The following is a 15,413-nucleotide window of genomic DNA, read 5'->3' as shown; positions in this document are numbered from 1 at the left end:
GTCACCGGGTCGTCCTCCTCGTCGGTCCCGTCGTCCCGTTCGGCCGTCCTCTCCCGACGCTCCCCGCCGTCCGGTCGTCCGTCCGCGTCATCTCCCCGTCGAACCGGAATCCGAGGGCCGTCCGCCTTAGCGTGCCGATAATAACGTGTCCCGGTCCCCAGTGGTCGGTAGACAGATGCCCACGGTCAGCGTCATCATCCCGACGTACAACCGGGCGGAACCGCTCCGGCGGACGCTCGACAGCGTCCTCGCGCAGACGTACGACGACCTCGAGGCGATCGTCGTCGACGACGCGTCGAGCGACGGGACGGCGTCCGTGATGGAGTCGTACGACGACCCCCGCGTGACGTTCATCCAGCACGAGACGAACCAGGGGGGGAGCGCGGCGCGGAACACCGGGATCGAGCACGCCTCCGGGGAGTACATGGCGTTCCTCGACTCGGACGACGAGTGGCTCCCCCGTAAACTCGAACGGCAGGTCGACCTGCTCGAACGCCGCTCCGACGACTGGGTCGCCGCCTACTGCGGCGTCGAGATGGTCCCGGAGTCGGAACCGGGCGTGGTCCGGAAGCTGGCGACCCACCTGTTCTCGCGTCGCAGGGTGACCGAGGGGGCGGAGGGCGGCGAGGAGCTCGTCCGACTCGTGCTCTCGGACGACCTGCACACCAGCGCCGGATCGACGCTCATCGTTCGCTCGGACGTGGTGGAGGACATCGACGGCTTCGACGAGTCGTTCGATCGCTTCCAGGACTCGGAGTTCCTCATCCGCGTGCTCCAGCGCGGCAAACTGGCCTACGTCAACGCCCCGCTCGTCCGTCGCCACAAGTCGGGGAACCCGTCGGCGACGGACCTCGAGGCGGCCGACCAGCACTACGTCCGGGCGTTCTCGGAGACGGTGTCGGAGCTCCAGTCCGAGGGGTACGACGTCGTCGGCGCCCACCGGTACATGCTCGGGAAGGCCCACCTCTCGGAGGGGAACCTGCTCCGCGGGATGCGGTACCTCCGCCGGGCGCGCCGCCCCACCGCGCGACAGTACCCGGGCCTCGCGCTCTCGCTGGTCGCGGGCCTCCAGCACCGAGCGGGCTGACCGGGGGACGCGAGGGCGGGACACACCTGACCCGTCCCCAACATATATGCTTTTTCCCTGCTATCGTCGAACCGATGGCCGAGAACCGTGTTGTCGACCGGGCCCCGAGCCGCGCGGGGCGACCGCGTCCCGCGCGGAGCCGCGACGGGGTGACGAGATGAGCGAGTCGGCCTACGCCGATGGGGAGATCGCGGACCGACGCAAGCGGATCGTGCTGACCCTCGAGGCGATCGAGACGCCGGTGACCGTCGACCGGCTGGCCGACGAGCTCGAGGACGCCGGACCGTCGCCCGTGGGCGGCATCGGCCGAGATCAGTCGTGGGCGGACCTCCACGAACGCCTCCACGACGAGGACCTCCCGGCGCTCGACGGCGCCGGCCTGATCGTCTTCGACGTCGATCGCGGCCTCGTCAGCCGCCGCGGGGCCGACGAGAACCGGTACGTTCTCGAGGGGAGATCGGCCCCCGACCGGGGGTCGGCGGCGATTCCGGTCGACGCGGGCGTCGACCGGGGCGACTGGGCCGCCTACTACCTCGGCGCCGTCGTCCTCTCGGCGCTGCTGCTCGCGGGCGTCGCGACGTCGTTCGGTCCGCTCGCCCGCGTCTCCCCGACCGTCGCCTCCGGTTCGATCGTCGGGCTGTTCGGCCTGCTCGCGGTTCTCGACGCGGTCCGGCACTGACCCGGGATCAACGTGCAGGGACGGGCGACGGCGGACCTCCGACCGACGGAACGTCGACCAGTTCGGTCGACTCGGTTTCGTTCGTGACGCGGAAGACGGAAGCCCCCTCGTTCTCGTACACGAGCCGGTACCGGTCGGAACTGACCAGCGAGTGGCGGAGTCCGGCGGTCCCCTCGTACTCCGCCCCGCGGATGGTGTAGGTCCCCTTCGGCACGTAGAGGTACTCCGGCGTGAGGTTCCGCGACCCGAGCGCCTCCGTCACGCACCGTTCGGTCGGGCAGGTCGAGACGTTCTCGTACAGCGACAGCTGTGTGGCGTACTGCTTCGGACTCGTCCACTCGACGCCCCACGGGCCGACGAGGATGGTCCGGTCGGTGAACATCGGGAACCACTCGGCGACGTCGCCGAGGACCACGAAGCCGGCGGACCGATTCGTGTGGTCGCCCACCCACAGCATCGCCCGCCTGTCGTCGCCGTCGATGAACTGCGGCTGGTCGGGCCCGTCGGCGCCCCCGATCGCCAGCCCTCCCGCGCCGTACAGCGCCCCGACCGAGACGCTCGCGACGACGACGACGGCGAGCGCCACGCGCGGGGCCCAGCGCCAGCTTCCAGCGGGGATCCGTTCGCGCACCGCGTTCTCCACCAGCGAGGACAGCAACACCGCGGCCAGCATCGACCCGGCGACGAACTGGAACCGGTGTTTCCCGAGCACCAGCCCGGCCGTGAGGAGCCACGCGGGCAGGAGCACCCGGCCCGTTCCGAGGACGTAGAACATCCCGGCGTACGCGAGGACGAAGAACATCGCTGAGGACGGGTCCCCGGCCAGCGTGTACACGAACTCCTCGAGAATCCGGCCGGGTCCGCCAAGCAGCCCCGAGTGCGTCCCCGCGGCCGACGTGAACACGTCGGCGCCGTGGATGGAGATCACCCGTAGCCACCACGGTGCGGCGAGCGCGATCCCGCCGAACCCGACGACCGCCCCCAGGAACAACCCGCGGATCGAGCGGTCGAGCACGGCGTAGACGAGCAGGTAACTGACGACGAAGAACACCGTGTACACGGGGTGGGTGAGCACGGTGAGGCCGAACAGGATCGTGGCGGGGAAAAGCAGCAGGGCCGACCCGGACCTGAACAGCTTGACGCCGACGTAGATCCCGGCGAGCGCGAAGAGGAACGCCGGCGCCCGGACCAGCCCGCCCGCCGAGAGGTGCCACTGCAGGGTCGGCGGCGTCACCGCAAGCAGCGTGGTCGCGATCGTCGCCTCGAGGTTCGAGTCGAGAAGTTCCCGCGAGAGGAAGTAGTACGGGACCAGATACAGCGTCGTGACGACGACCGGGAGGTACCGGCTGAGCGCCAGCGGGGTGACCCCGCCGACGTCCATCAACACCGCGCTGACGTAGAACATCAGCGGCGGGTACGCGAAGGGGACGCCGTCGGCCGTGTAGTTGGGGACGCTGACCGGGAGGCGGTAGCCGTTGTCCACGATCTGCTCGGCGATCTGCAGGTACAACCCGGCGCCGTACGCCGGATACGGATGCGTGAGGAGGTAGCTGATCCCGACGACCGTCCCGACGCCGAGCGCGATGCCGAGCCCCCACAGCCCGTGGATCGAGGGGAACGAGCCCCCGATCGCCGGGTAGAGGCCCCTGGAGTCGGCGTCCTCGACGTTAGGCACGTGAGATCACCTTACGCACGTGAGATCACCCTGGGAGGGCAGGTGAGCGAGCGCGGGCCGTCGAGTCGGCGCGTTCGCGGTCCTCCCGTCGTCGCCCCCCAGTCGGTTCGGGCGGCGGTCGAGCGGGGACCCCGGACGTCGACCGTCCGTCCGGGGAGGAGGCTACCTGGACCGGGCACGTCGCGCAGCGGTCCGGCCCCGGCGACCGCCGGGACGGGGGTGGATGGCAGCTTGTTCCCGCTTGGCCGCATCATACCTACGGAACGGGCATCGACGGACGTTATTATGGGGGATGTAAGCGCGACGGCGCGCCGCGACGCGGCGCTACCGAGCGGTCGATCGGGACGGAGCCGTCCACACGACCGGTCCGGTCGAGTACGCTCGCGCCGGACTCGCGGCTACTGCGGCGGTGAGTTCGGTTGGCGACTCCAGCGTCGGCGTCTCCGGTTCGTCGGGGCTGGCCGACGTTCAAGCCCGGGAGCGTCGGCGGTGGTCGATCGGACTGTCGGCGTCGGGTACGCGATCCGTGCCCTCGAGGGCCGCCGATCGAACGGCGACCTCCGGTATCGTCACGCTACCGGCCGGACGGTTCCGGCCGATCGAACCGCCCGGGATCGCGCATCGATCGGATCCCGTGGGCGGACGTCCGATCCGCACGCGCCCCGGAACTCACGGGATCACGTGGAAGATCGAACCTACCTATCAAGAATAAATAATGAATCAGAAACTGACCGTTCTCCGAGGCGGGCGGAAGCGTCGGGCCGGCCGCCCGACTCGCCGGGCCACCGTCCCTCGCTCACCCTGGAAGGAGATGCCGACCGAAAGCAGCCGACTTCGAGCCACGTGGTTCCGTTTTCATGCCGATTTCGGCCGGCTCGATACGGACGTTGCCCTCCTTCGAACCGATTCGACGCGCGGTTCCGATCAGTTTTGGGCCGGTTCGCACGAATATTACGTCGTTCGGCCGTGGCCCGCCTCCGAACGCCGGCCTCGGGTGAGAAAGCGAATCTATTTGAGCGCGCATCGGAATCCCTACGTAGAGAGATTCATGACCGGGCCCGATCGGGCGGCGCGGCGGTCCGGGAGAACCGTCGCGGCCCTCGTAGTCGTCACGCTGCTACTCTCCCTGTCGGCCTCCCCCGTCGTGGCGGACGGTACCCAGTCGACTCCCCCCACCTCGGTAAACGGCACCCAGTCGGCTCCGTCCGTCGCGATGGCCGACGCTACCGACCCCACGATCGAGGAGGTCTCATACGACGGGCCGGGCGTCGTGCCCGTCGAGGGCGACACGACGTACCTCTGGCAGGGGGACCAGCACACGCTCTCGGTCGACATCGGGGAGGACGGCTACCGGAGCGGCTACGAGCTCTGCGTCTCCACGAAACCAGGCCCCAACGAGTCGGTCCAGACGCTCGACTGCCAACCCGTCAGATCGAACGGAACGACCAACATCACCTTCCAGAGCTGGCCGGCCGCGTACGTCGGCGAGCAGAACGTAACCGTCGAGTACCGAAGCGTCACGAACGACAGCAAGCCGTCCGATCGGACGACCTTCCCGGTCTACGTCATGAACCGCGAGGGCGACCTCGACGACGACGGGCTGACCAACGAGGAGGAACTGGAGCTGGGGACCGAAGTCCACTCGTCCGACACCGACGACGACGGCCTCGACGACGGCAAGGAGGTCGACGAGTACGGGACCAATCCCCTCGATGCTGACACGGACGACGACGGGATCAGGGATAGCCTCGAGATAGACGGGCCGACGAACGCCACCGTCCCCGACACGGACGACGATGGGCTGGAGGACGGCCCCGAGGTGAACGAGCACGACACCGACCCGATGGACCCCGACTCGGACGGCGACGGGCTGGAGGATGGCCCCGAGGTACACGAGTACGGCACCGACCCGAACGAGGCCGACACGGACGGCGACGGGCTGGACGACGCCGCGGAGGTCCACGAACACGACACCGATCCGCTCGAGGCCGACACGGACGGCGACGGCCTGAACGACGGAACCGAGGTCGAACTCGGAACGGCGCCCACGTCGCCGTTCGACGTCGTCGCCGCCGTCCTGTTCGTGGTCGTCGTCCCCGGGATCGTCCTCTACTGGAAGTACGGGGGCGCCATCGCCGGCCGGCTCTCGTCCGGTTTCCAACCCGCCGCGTCCGACGTCGGGGCGAGGACCGGGGGCGACGACCGCAACGGGGCGTCCCCGACTCCCGAATCGGACGGGACGACGACAACGCAGATCCTGACGGACGAGGACCGCGTTCTGAAACTCCTGCGGGAACACGACGGCCCGATGCCACAGAAGTCGCTCACCGAGGAGACCGGGTGGTCCGCGTCGAAGGTGAGCCGCCTGCTCTCGAACATGGAGGAGGAAGGCGAGATCACGAAGATCACCATCGGCCGCGAGAACGTCGTCAAACTCGGCGACGACGGCCCGCAGACGCCCTTCCGGGACGACGAGTAGCCCTCCCGACGGGAAGCCGTCGCCCGGCGACGCGACGGCGTGCGACGGGACGGCCCTCGCCCCTCTGAAGCCACGGTGCACTACGACGCGCGAACGCGACCGACCAGGGCGGGCGTTCGCGACCGAGACAGTTCGTCCCCCCGAACTGCCACTGCCCCGGTGGTTCAACACTGTCCCGAGGGCTGTTCACTATACACACGCTAAACCGGTTTCCGACCGTTGCAGTCGCTTTCTCCGGCTGCAAGGGTTCTCAACAATCACGACCACATATGTTCCCACATCTCGGTCTTCCGGCCACATGCACGAACTGACGGGGTTTCAACGGGATCTCCTGTTCGTCCTCAGCGGGATGGGCACCTCGAACGGGCAGCAGCTGAAGCGCGAACTCCAGCGGAAACTCGACGAACCGATCCTCCCCGGCCGGATCTACGACAACCTCGGCGTCGTCATTCAGGAGGGCTACGTGCTGAAGAGCGAGCGCGACGGCCGGACCAACGAGTACCGCGTCTCGCCGCGCGGTAAGCGGGTCATCCAGCGACGTCTCGAGTGGGAACGCCGACAGGTCGACTCCGAACTGGTCCTCGAGGGCTGACACCCGTGAGCGTGGACCGCGGCCGAGCGACTCGCCCGCGCGTGACTCACGGGTAGTAGTACACCTCGAACTCGGCGCCACACCGGTCACAGGTCACGCTCCCGCCGTACAGCGAGTCCCCGGTTCCGACGCCCGGCATCCCGTGTCGGTCGACCTCCGAGACGCCGTCGAACGCGGTTCGACAACGCGGGCACTCCGTCGAGACAGCGTCCATGCCCATACCGGCAACGAGCACGCGTGGGGCTTTACTATCGGTCCGATAAGTGCCCTCTTTCGGACGATTCGAGCCCGCAGCGGGGGATTACACGGCATATAAGTACGGTACGGGGGCGAGGAGGTAGCTTCGCGCAACTCGCGCGTGACAACATGTTCGACCTCACCGCATTCCAACGAGACCTGTTGTACACGGTATCGAGCTTCGCCGAACCGCACGGGATGAAGATAAAGCGGAGCCTCCAGAACCACTACGAGGAGGAGATCAGCAATGCTCGCCTGTACAACAACCTGGGCGAACTCGCCGAGCGCGGGCTCGTCCGGAAGGGGAAGCTGAACGACCGCGCCAACACCTACCAGATCACGCGTCAGGGGCTGCGGGAGCTCCGTCGCCGCCGCCAGTGGGAGAACGAGTACGTCCCGGAGGGTCTGGTGGGAACCTGATCGGATACGAGGACGTTCGCCGGATCCGAGTGGCGAAGTCGGTTTTCCCCCGTTCGCGTCGTCGAGGGTTCGAGAGCCCCGGTCTCGAGTCGCCCGTCACACCTGGAACCCGTAGCCGCGGCTCCGACGCCCGGTCGGCCCCGGCCCGAGTCGTGACGCGATGAACGAGGCCGCGTTTCCGGTTCACGGGCTTTCGTTCTCGTGATCCCATCGACGGTCGACGGTGGCGTCCGGTGTTCCGAGGTGTCGCCTCCTCCACGACCGCTTTCGGGACGATGAGTGCGGGGAACTGCGACGCGTTCTCGGCGAGGCTAGCTCACGCGTGACTCCGGATCGCCGCCCGTCGCTTCGGAACGAGGTCGAGCCGCTCGTCCACGTCGCCGAGCACGAGCAGCGCGTAGTAGCGCAAGTACGTCACCACGGGCACCCGTGCGAGCGCGACGACGACGAGCGTCGCGAGCGCGAACAGCAGCCCCACGACCGCGAGGACGCCGGCCCCGAGCGGCGGCACCGCCGTCAACAGGAGCACCCCGACCGCGCCGAGGATGCCGAACGGGATCAGGAGCAACAGGGCGGCGACGGCGACGGCGATGGCGACGAGAATGCCACCCAGGGCCGTGAGCACGAACCCGGCGATCGCGTACGCGAGATACTGCTAGGGGTGGGCGACGATCGTCGGCCAGAGCCGACGCCAGCCGTCGAGCACGCCGACGCCCTCCAGCACAATGACGGGGACGACGAACACGGTCGTGAACCCGTCGACGAGGCCGACGACGAGCGCGAGGACGAGGAACGTCGGCAGGAGCAGGAGGACGGCGAGTACGCCGACTCCGCCGACCGGCGCGCCGGGTCCGGGACCGCCGCCCACCGCGGCCGGAACGACGACCAGCGCCGCCAGCACCGCCAGGCTCCCGAGGACGAGCAGCCGGACGACGAGTCGGAAGCCGAACAGCCGGACGCCCTGACGCCAGCGGTCGCCCCAGTACCGCCGGACGAGCACCTCCTCGTTGCGTAGCGACTCGACGAGGACGAACTCCATGATCGACCCGACGAGCAGCAGGAGCGATCCCAGCAGGACGACGACGCCGACGACGGTGCCGATCACGAGCCAGACCCCGACGTCGATCTGGCCCAGGTCGGGGCCGCCGCGGGGGGCACTCGGTCGGCCGGGAGGTTGTACCGGACCGAGGTGTGGTTCGTCCCCGGGCCGCCGACGAGGAGGACGACGAGCGCCAGCTTGATCCAGCGGGTACGGTCGACCGGCCAAAGGAACGCCCTCGTCACGTCGTACGCGTCGTCGAGGTCCTCCAGCGCGTGGACGGCCATGTCGTACTCGTCTCCGGATAGCTGCATAAGGCTACGGCGGGGGCATCCACCGTCGCGGCCCGGGACTCGACGTCCGGCGTCGAAGTGGGGATCCGAACTGCTGGTCGAACGGCCCGTGGTCCGTGACGCGCCGTGGCCGAAGTACGACCAGCGGCGCGCTCCTCGCCCTCCCGCCCGGTAGTGGAGCGGACGCTCCCCCGTCGAGGGTACGGTATCCCCTGGGAAGCCGAGTCGCGGCCCCGGGGCGGGAAATCCGGGTGCAGCCAGGTTCGACGGTCGCTACCCGGTCGTCTCGAGGAAGTCGACGAGATCGCGCGCCTCGCGGACGTTCCGACGCGCCGCCTCGAGGTGGCTCTCGACCGTGTCGGGCGAGAGGTTGAGGACGACCGCGGTCTCGGCGCGGCCGATCCCGTGCAGTTCACACAGCGCGTACACCTCGGCTTGTCGGTGGCTGATCGCGTCGGTCTCGACCATCGTCTTCGCGTCCGCGAGCGCCGCATCGACGTCGGTGTCCGCGTCAGTCGTGTCGGGCATGCGTCGATTACTACGATGAATTAATCCCGCTTAGTGATTAGCCATAAAGAAATAGGCACGGACGAGGAGCGGCTACCGCGGAGGCGTGGAAAACGGAGACGACGCGACGGGGAAACCGCGGGAGTACCCGCTACGAGTATCGAAACGAACCGCGCGGCGACCGGGCGGCGATCGTTTCGAGTTCCTACTGAGAGAGGTAGCATCCGACACGGCGATGCAAGTGACAGCTGAATCGGCTAAGAGTATCCTTTCCATATATAATGCTAATCAGATATGATACGCCGTCTGACGCCGCTCGACCACGCGTAGCCGGGCAGAAGGTCGGTCTCCGACTCGTCGTGGAGGTCGGCCCGGGGTACGTTGCAGCAGGCGGCCCGTCACACGACGCACCGACGGGCGGTACCTGTCGTCGCTGCCATCGCCCGTGCCGAACCGAACGCTCTAGTCGGCTGCTGTGAACGGAAAACGGACGGTGATCGATCCACTCTTCGACGTCTCCCCGGGAACCGTTCGTCGATACGGCGGTGATTCTCGTCGACGGAGCACCGCGGTCGCGGACGGCCGGCACCACCGGTTCCCGTGCCGGCACTTTCACGAGAGACGGGACGAAGCGTGATTATCGATCAGTAGAGAGGAAGCTGAACGTATCAAATATCAATCTTGAATCTGTCTCGTCTGTCGTTCGATTGCAACTTATGGGGTCGTCCTCGCGGAGGTCCGATTCGGACGGAACGATACCTGTCCGCTCTCCCCGGCGACGGCGTCGGAGCGCTCTTGGTCCGGGTAGCCTATACCCACTATGGTCACGTTCCAAACGATCGCGACGGAGACGCTTCGCGAGGAGACGGAGGTCCTCGCGTTCGACCTCTACGACACGCTGCTGGATCGCGAATCGACGCTCGTCCCCGCACTCGGGGACGTGCTCTCAGAACGCGGCAGCGAGTACGACCCCGACGTCTTCCTGCGGCGCTATCTCGCGATGCACTTTCGCGACTCGCTGATCGACTCGCTCGTCCCCGGGCCACACACGCCGTTCAAGGAGATCTCGCGGCGCGCGCTCGCGTACCGACTGGAGGAACTGGGCCTCGACGTTCCGGACGAAACCGTTCGCGCCGTCGTCCGTCGCTGGAAGGAGTTCGAGCCGTATCCCGAGGTGGACGAGGCGCTCTCCCGACTGAGCGAACGATACGCCCTCGTCGGCCACTCCAACGGCGACCCGGACATGCTCGCGGCCGTCCGCGGGAACTTCGAGACGGAGCTGGACGCCGTCGTTTCGGTCGCGGAGGCGGGCGCGTACAAGCCCCATCGCGCCTCCTACGATCTCGTCCGTGAGCGGCTGGACGTCGCGCCCCACCAGGTCGCGTTCGTCACCGCCCACACGTTCGACCTCGTGGGCGCGAAGGCCATCGGCAACCGCGGCGTGTTCCTCAACCGCCACGGGAACCCCTTCGGCGGGTGGCCCCACCGCCCGGACCTCGTGGTCGACGGCCCGGCCGAACTCGCCGCGGAGTTGGGATAGGCGGCCGCACCCGTCACTCGGTCATCGTCGTACGCAGTTCCGCCGGGATCGGTTTCGAGTTCCCGGTCTCATTGTCGACGAAGACCTGGACGGTGTGGCCGACGGCCGCCAGCCGATCGCCCGCGTAGATCTCGTAGTCCATCGGGACCGATGACCGGCCGAGCTCACCGATTTCGAGCCCAACGGTGACTGAATCCCCGAGTTCGATGGGACGACGATAGTCAAGTTCGAGACTGACGAGGACGGTGTCGACGGCGCTGAGATCCTCGCCGACGATCCGCTGATAGTACTCCGCGCGCGCCTGCTCGAGATAGGTCGCGTAGACGGCGTTGTTGACGTGGTTCATCGCGTCGATATCGCGAAACCTGACCTGCATCTCGGTCGTGAAGTCGGCCGTGAAATCGGGGGTCGCGTTCCCTCCGGGGTCGATGTCGCTCATAACCGAGTCGTCGATGCCGGTCATCTTGGTCCTGGCGGAACAGTGATTCGGCGAATCCGAGCGGTTCGTGGCGTGAAGCGATCTCCGGGCGGGTCTGCTCACGAGCCAGGTCGGGTACCTCGGTCGAACGCGCGAACGCAGTGAGCGAAGCGTGTCTAACCAGCCGGAAGGCTCTAAGCTGGCACAGGGTGATGATGGTGAGTCCGCACGCGAAGCTTCTCTGTCGACGAGTATGCTCTGCTGAGCAGGGATACTGGGTTGAGTGCGCGACTGTGATCGGTCGGGATCACGGTTAGTGACCAGAACTCACACGATATGAGATGCTGTGTGCCGCGCTCCTATCTTTCCATTGCACGCCCGATTTCCCGACGGTGTCGAGAAAAATCCCGAAGAAAGAACCCAGCAATTCCGTCATCAAAAGGTGGATACCATCCCAAAGGTCATGGAGAAATACTGAACGATCGCTGTTAGATGGTTTCGTCAGAGTCGGACGACCTACCGTCGAGAGTGTACGGTACGTAAGCGTCGTTACTGTTTGTTTAGATGTACTGGTTTCCACGCGTGCTCAGTGATGATGCGCCGGAATCACGAATCCCGTCCTGAAGAACGTTGTCGAAGACCTGTCCGGACGAGCCATTGTAGAACCGAATCGACTAGTATCCACCGAGCGATTCGAGCCGTGAGCCCTGGACGAGGGTGTTCTCCCCGCGGACGACGAGCGGATAGTGGCGGGCGCTTACGGTGCTATTGACCACGTTGCAGTTGTCGCCGCCGATGTTGATGCCCTGCCGGAGGTTCGTTCCGGGCTGGTCGACCGTCAGTTCGCGGAACGTCACGTTGTCGCGGCTCGCGAGGATCGCCTCGCGACCGCCGGTCGCGCCTGAAGCGTTGCCGGTGACCGTCGTGTTCTCGACGATGACGCTGGCCGCTTCACCGGACGCCCCTCCCTGCAACGCGATGGCGTTCCCGCCCTCGTCCGCGCCGGTGCTAGTGATCTCCGTGTCGGCGATTCGGACGGGCCCGGTGTTCGCGCTCACGTTGATGCCGCGACTGGGCCGGTCGCCCATGTAGATCGACGTATCGGTGATGGTGGCCGATTCGATTCCGCTGAGAACTGAGAGCGCGTCGCCGTTCGGTCGAGTTAGCTGGATGTCCGCGTTGTTGACCATCACGTTCGAACCGGCGTCGAGCCGAATATCGCGCTGGTTGAGGTGATCGACGTCGTTGTGATCGACGACGACCTTGACGTCCTTGATGGTGCTGTTGGCGCCGGCGATCCTGATGTTCGAGACGTTGTTGTTCCGGTAGTGTCCCCCTGGACGACGACGTTCCCGCCACCGCCAGTGACGTAGAGGCCGTTGTCGTGGCACGACCGGATGATACAGTCACGGTACCAGAGCGTCCCGACGTGGTTGCGGTTCGTCGTGATGCCAGAACGGCCCGGAACGACCCGCGATCCGTCGTCCATCCGCATGGGTCGGACGCCGTCTGGGACCGCGAATCGGTCGACGACGCCACGCCCGTCCGGATCGACGATGTTGAACGTCCCGCCCGCTTCCGAAGCCGTATCGTGTTTACCTTCGATGATGGATGTCGCGCACGCGGAGGCCGTCATCCATCGACGCCTGAATCACCTTCACGCCACGGCCCGGTTCACTCTGATCGAACGTCAGCGACTCCACGAGTAGACCGTTCCCCGGGCTATACGGCACGCCGAATTTGAATGCGACGTCGGTACGGAACCCTCTGTGGGGGCCGATCTTGATCGTCGCATCCTGACCGATGAGACCGAAGTTCGAGAAGCCGGTGAACCGGACCGTGTCGGTCAGAAGGTACGTACCCGGGGGGAATTTGACGAGCGTGTCATCACCGCGCGCCTCCTCGAGCACCGGGTTGATCGATTCCTCGCCCGTATCGTCCGCGCCCGCTTCGACGATGTCGATGACCTCGTCGAATCCCTCTTCCCTGTCGGTAAACGGACCGTTATCCTGCGAGAGTTGGACGGATTTCTCCTGAATCGATTCGGGAGTTCCTCGCGATTGCTCGGCGGTTCCGTTCCCAATACAACCGCCGAGTATAGCAACCGATGCGGCGGCTCCAGCGGCTTTCAGGTACGAACGCCTGCTGTTGTGCATTTCACGCATGGTGTCACAAACGAACGGACAAAACATAGTATTTTTCTAGATATACTAGCTAATATTAACCCATCTATAATATACTGGTGTTTAAAATAAAAACAAATTTATTTGGAATGATTCCATGAGTAACCGAGTACAGGGATCGAAAAAATATGGAGTTTGTGGAGCGTGAGCGGACACCCCGCGAGATTATTGAAGTAGATATCCAGTTCCACATTGCGAGAGTATCAATTTCGAATATCAAACAACATCTCGATACGTTGGGTGTCGCACGCAGTCGCACAGCGATTCACAACTGGGTGCAGAAAGCTGATCTACATCCCGACAGCGACGTAAGCCCGAATCAGATTGCGGTTGACGAAACCGTGATTCGCGTGAATAGACAGCGACATTGGCTGTTCGCGGCGGTCGATCCCGAGACAAATCAATTCCTCCACGTTCGACTGTTTCAGACGCAGACGACGCAACTCACCGTGCTGTTCTTGCGCGAACTCCGGGAGAAATAACAGATTGACGATGTTACGTTCTCCGTCGACGACGCGCATCATCTCAAAGCTGCACTCGACCGTCTTGGGCTCCGATTTCAGATGGTTCGCCACGGAAATCGGAATAGTTTCGAACTTATATCTAGAGTGGTAAAACGACGTACCTCTTCGATTTCAAATAGTTTGTCGAACGCGACCCTCCCGACTGTAGAATCGTAGCTCCAAACCTTCGCTGTCTGGTGGAACCGATGCTAAAGTTAACACGACCGTCGGGGGCCCTCGAGGAGTTCTCGGAACTTGACGACGGAGGATGGCCGGTCGGCGTGTAAGTCCCAGAGGTCCTGGTAGGCGTCGAACTGGACGAGGCCAAGGGAGTCGACGACTCGCTCGTTACGGCTCGGCTCATTACGGACGGCAGTGCGCACGTATTTGTCGACGCGCTCGGCCGCACTGAACTGGACGCCGGGGATGCGAGCCTCGAGGGAACATCCTCCAAATGCCGTTACAGTGGTATTACTGTAAATGTCCTAGGGCCTTCAGGAGCAGTGGCGGTAGTTGTCTCCGGGAAGAAGGTTGTCGGTGAAATCGGCAGGTAGCGTGGCTTTTTGACTCTCGTTGTAAGAGCGGATCTCGGAATCGAGGGAAGCGACTACCCTTGGTTTGTGAATACCGAAACAGCAAAATTCCATTGAACAGCCCCAGAGGGACAGTATCAGCCATACAGGTGCTGCTCCGGAACGATTTATGATGTTCACAAATATCGAAACGGTGCACTGGCGGTACTGTCAATCAGTATATTCGACCTTCAGCTCGAGTTCGTTGGCCATTCCCAGGAGGAGGTCGGGGATTTCGTGTTCCAGGACGTCGCCCGTGATGCGGTGCGTCGGGCCGGAGACGCTCAACGCTCCGAGAATATGGTCCTGCTCGTCCGTGACGGGGACGCCGACCGCTCTTAGTCCGTGGATATCCTCTTGATTATTCTGCGCGACGCCGGCCTGCCGAATCTCGTCGAGTTCGGTCAAGAGGGCGTCTTGCTCGGTGATGGTATGGGACGTGACCGCCGGCAAGCCGTGTTCGTCGATGATCTCTAGGACCGCTGACTCGGGGAGCTGGGAGAGGATGGCTTTCCCCGCGGCGGTCGCGTGGAGGTAGACGTGGCGGCCGAGGGTGACGTTGGTCTTGACGGCACGGTCGCCGGTTGCGGTATAGAGGACAACGCCCTGGCCATGCTCCATGACGACGAATTGCGCTCGCTCGTTCGTCTCCCGGGCGAGTTCGTCGACGTTCTCCTCGGCCAGCTTGCAGGCTTTCCCCCGCTGCCTTGCCGATTCACCATAGTCGAGAAATTGGAGAGAAATGTAGTAATCGTTGCCCTCTCGAACGAGGAATCCACTCGCCTCGATCGTCTGCAGGTACTGGTGGGCGGTGCTCGGCGCGATGTCGAGCTCGCGAGCGACCTCCGTGACGGTTACGCCGGCCTCCTCACGGACGAATTCGAGGATATCGAAGACTCGCTCGCCGGATTTCACCATTCGACTGCCTTGGTTTGCCATAACAACACGTATGAGGCTACCTCACATAGCGTTTCGGGTATACCGAAGCCTAGCCAGTGGCATATGAGTTTCGCAAATACCGAAACCGTCCGCCGGTCGTCGCGAACTTTCGGTCACGCTACAATCGTACTGCAGGAACGGCAAAACCGGAGGAACGACCGACCCGAACCCCGCTACCGCCGACACTCGGCGATGCGGTAGTCGAAACGGTGAGATCTCGTCCGGCGTGGGAGGATTCATGCGAGCCTGA

Annotated in this window: 14 protein-coding genes and 2 pseudogenes; 7 read left to right on the top strand and 9 right to left on the bottom strand. The window is 65.0% G+C overall.

Annotated features, from left to right (window positions below):
- Positions 1-175 precede the first annotated feature (175 nt).
- Together HUG12_RS00850 and HUG12_RS00845 are read left to right on the top strand one after the other, a co-directional pair.
- Positions 176-1,087 carry a glycosyltransferase family 2 protein gene (locus HUG12_RS00850; RefSeq protein WP_179266961.1) on the top strand — a complete coding sequence of 304 codons (912 nt, stop codon included), beginning with the start codon at positions 176-178 and terminating at the stop codon, positions 1,085-1,087.
- Between the two features lie 157 nt (positions 1,088-1,244).
- Positions 1,245-1,766, top strand: a complete 522-nt coding sequence (locus HUG12_RS00845) for a hypothetical protein (protein WP_179266960.1) — start codon at positions 1,245-1,247, stop codon at positions 1,764-1,766.
- 7 nt (positions 1,767-1,773) lie between these two features.
- Here HUG12_RS00845 and HUG12_RS00840 read toward each other — a convergent pair whose 3' ends face one another.
- Positions 1,774-3,441, bottom strand: coding sequence for an ArnT family glycosyltransferase (locus tag HUG12_RS00840; protein WP_179266959.1), 1,668 nt, complete (start codon positions 3,439-3,441; stop codon positions 1,774-1,776).
- Positions 3,442-4,654: 1,213 nt separating this feature from the next.
- Between HUG12_RS00840 and HUG12_RS00835 the strand changes: the two genes are divergently transcribed.
- On the top strand, positions 4,655-5,920 hold the full coding sequence (locus HUG12_RS00835; RefSeq protein WP_218836379.1) for a helix-turn-helix transcriptional regulator: 1,266 nt from the start codon (positions 4,655-4,657) through the stop codon (positions 5,918-5,920).
- Positions 5,921-6,218: 298 nt separating this feature from the next.
- Complete coding sequence (locus tag HUG12_RS00830) at positions 6,219-6,512, top strand: helix-turn-helix transcriptional regulator (protein WP_179266958.1); 294 nt, start codon at positions 6,219-6,221, stop codon at positions 6,510-6,512.
- Positions 6,513-6,558: 46 nt separating this feature from the next.
- On the opposite strand, the gene HUG12_RS00825 is transcribed toward HUG12_RS00830, so the two are convergent.
- Positions 6,559-6,732, bottom strand: a complete 174-nt coding sequence (locus HUG12_RS00825; protein WP_218836378.1) for a hypothetical protein — start codon at positions 6,730-6,732, stop codon at positions 6,559-6,561.
- Positions 6,733-6,878: 146 nt separating this feature from the next.
- Between HUG12_RS00825 and HUG12_RS00820 the strand changes: the two genes are divergently transcribed.
- On the top strand, positions 6,879-7,169 hold the full coding sequence (locus HUG12_RS00820; protein WP_179266957.1) for a helix-turn-helix transcriptional regulator: 291 nt from the start codon (positions 6,879-6,881) through the stop codon (positions 7,167-7,169).
- 316 nt (positions 7,170-7,485) lie between these two features.
- Here the strand turns inward: HUG12_RS00820 and HUG12_RS22145 are convergent.
- From HUG12_RS22145 to HUG12_RS00800, 3 genes and pseudogenes are all read right to left on the bottom strand, one after another.
- A pseudogene (locus tag HUG12_RS22145) lies at positions 7,486-8,274 on the bottom strand (DUF7544 domain-containing protein).
- The gene (locus HUG12_RS00805) at positions 8,271-8,495 is read right to left on the bottom strand and encodes a DUF7544 domain-containing protein (RefSeq protein ID WP_179266954.1); all 225 of its coding nucleotides are present in this window, start codon (positions 8,493-8,495) and stop codon (positions 8,271-8,273) included. Before HUG12_RS00805 ends, HUG12_RS22145 begins: the two are co-directional and overlap by 4 nt.
- Positions 8,496-8,774: 279 nt before the next feature.
- Complete coding sequence (locus HUG12_RS00800) at positions 8,775-9,029, bottom strand: sigma factor-like helix-turn-helix DNA-binding protein (protein ID WP_179266953.1); 255 nt, start codon at positions 9,027-9,029, stop codon at positions 8,775-8,777.
- Positions 9,030-9,828: 799 nt separating this feature from the next.
- Here HUG12_RS00800 and HUG12_RS00795 point away from each other — a divergent pair.
- Positions 9,829-10,548, top strand: a complete 720-nt coding sequence (locus tag HUG12_RS00795; RefSeq protein WP_179266952.1) for a haloacid dehalogenase type II — start codon at positions 9,829-9,831, stop codon at positions 10,546-10,548.
- Between the two features lie 13 nt (positions 10,549-10,561).
- On the opposite strand, the gene HUG12_RS00790 is transcribed toward HUG12_RS00795, so the two are convergent.
- From HUG12_RS00790 to HUG12_RS00780, 3 genes are all read right to left on the bottom strand, one after another.
- Positions 10,562-10,987 (bottom strand): acyl-CoA thioesterase, encoded by a 426-nt coding sequence (locus HUG12_RS00790; RefSeq protein WP_179266951.1) that lies wholly within the window; start codon positions 10,985-10,987, stop codon positions 10,562-10,564.
- Positions 10,988-11,640: 653 nt separating this feature from the next.
- A complete protein-coding gene (locus tag HUG12_RS00785) occupies positions 11,641-12,357 on the bottom strand; it encodes a hypothetical protein (RefSeq protein WP_179266950.1) in 717 nt (238 codons plus the stop codon).
- Between the two features lie 204 nt (positions 12,358-12,561).
- Positions 12,562-13,131, bottom strand: coding sequence for a twin-arginine translocation signal domain-containing protein (locus tag HUG12_RS00780; protein WP_179266949.1), 570 nt, complete (start codon positions 13,129-13,131; stop codon positions 12,562-12,564).
- A 146-nt stretch (positions 13,132-13,277) separates the two neighbouring features.
- On the opposite strand from HUG12_RS00780, the pseudogene HUG12_RS00775 reads away from it, so the two are divergent.
- A pseudogene (locus HUG12_RS00775) lies at positions 13,278-13,829 on the top strand (IS6 family transposase).
- A gap of 566 nt (positions 13,830-14,395) precedes the next feature.
- Here HUG12_RS00775 and HUG12_RS00770 read toward each other — a convergent pair.
- Complete coding sequence (locus HUG12_RS00770; protein ID WP_179266948.1) at positions 14,396-15,163, bottom strand: IclR family transcriptional regulator; 768 nt, start codon at positions 15,161-15,163, stop codon at positions 14,396-14,398.
- Positions 15,164-15,413 lie beyond the last annotated feature (250 nt).

Source organism: Halorarum salinum (assembly GCF_013402875.1).
GTDB classification, from domain to species: domain Archaea; phylum Halobacteriota; class Halobacteria; order Halobacteriales; family Haloferacaceae; genus Halorarum; species Halorarum salinum.
Note: the sequence above shows the minus strand (reverse complement) of the source record. Positions and strands in the feature narration are given on the sequence as shown.

Coding starts and splice junctions, on each gene's coding strand:
- HUG12_RS00770 (WP_179266948.1), bottom strand. CDS start 15,163: ATGGCAAACCAAGGCAGTCGAATGGTGAAATCCGGCGAGCGAGTCTTC.
- HUG12_RS00825 (WP_218836378.1), bottom strand. CDS start 6,732: ATGGGCATGGACGCTGTCTCGACGGAGTGCCCGCGTTGTCGAACCGCG.
- HUG12_RS00800 (WP_179266953.1), bottom strand. CDS start 9,029: ATGCCCGACACGACTGACGCGGACACCGACGTCGATGCGGCGCTCGCG.
- HUG12_RS00805 (WP_179266954.1), bottom strand. CDS start 8,495: ATGGCCGTCCACGCGCTGGAGGACCTCGACGACGCGTACGACGTGACG.
- HUG12_RS00820 (WP_179266957.1), top strand. CDS start 6,879: ATGTTCGACCTCACCGCATTCCAACGAGACCTGTTGTACACGGTATCG.
- HUG12_RS00850 (WP_179266961.1), top strand. CDS start 176: ATGCCCACGGTCAGCGTCATCATCCCGACGTACAACCGGGCGGAACCG.
- HUG12_RS00830 (WP_179266958.1), top strand. CDS start 6,219: ATGCACGAACTGACGGGGTTTCAACGGGATCTCCTGTTCGTCCTCAGC.
- HUG12_RS00780 (WP_179266949.1), bottom strand. CDS start 13,131: ATGCGTGAAATGCACAACAGCAGGCGTTCGTACCTGAAAGCCGCTGGA.
- HUG12_RS00790 (WP_179266951.1), bottom strand. CDS start 10,987: ATGAGCGACATCGACCCCGGAGGGAACGCGACCCCCGATTTCACGGCC.
- HUG12_RS00835 (WP_218836379.1), top strand. CDS start 4,655: ATGGCCGACGCTACCGACCCCACGATCGAGGAGGTCTCATACGACGGG.
- HUG12_RS00845 (WP_179266960.1), top strand. CDS start 1,245: ATGAGCGAGTCGGCCTACGCCGATGGGGAGATCGCGGACCGACGCAAG.
- HUG12_RS00795 (WP_179266952.1), top strand. CDS start 9,829: ATGGTCACGTTCCAAACGATCGCGACGGAGACGCTTCGCGAGGAGACG.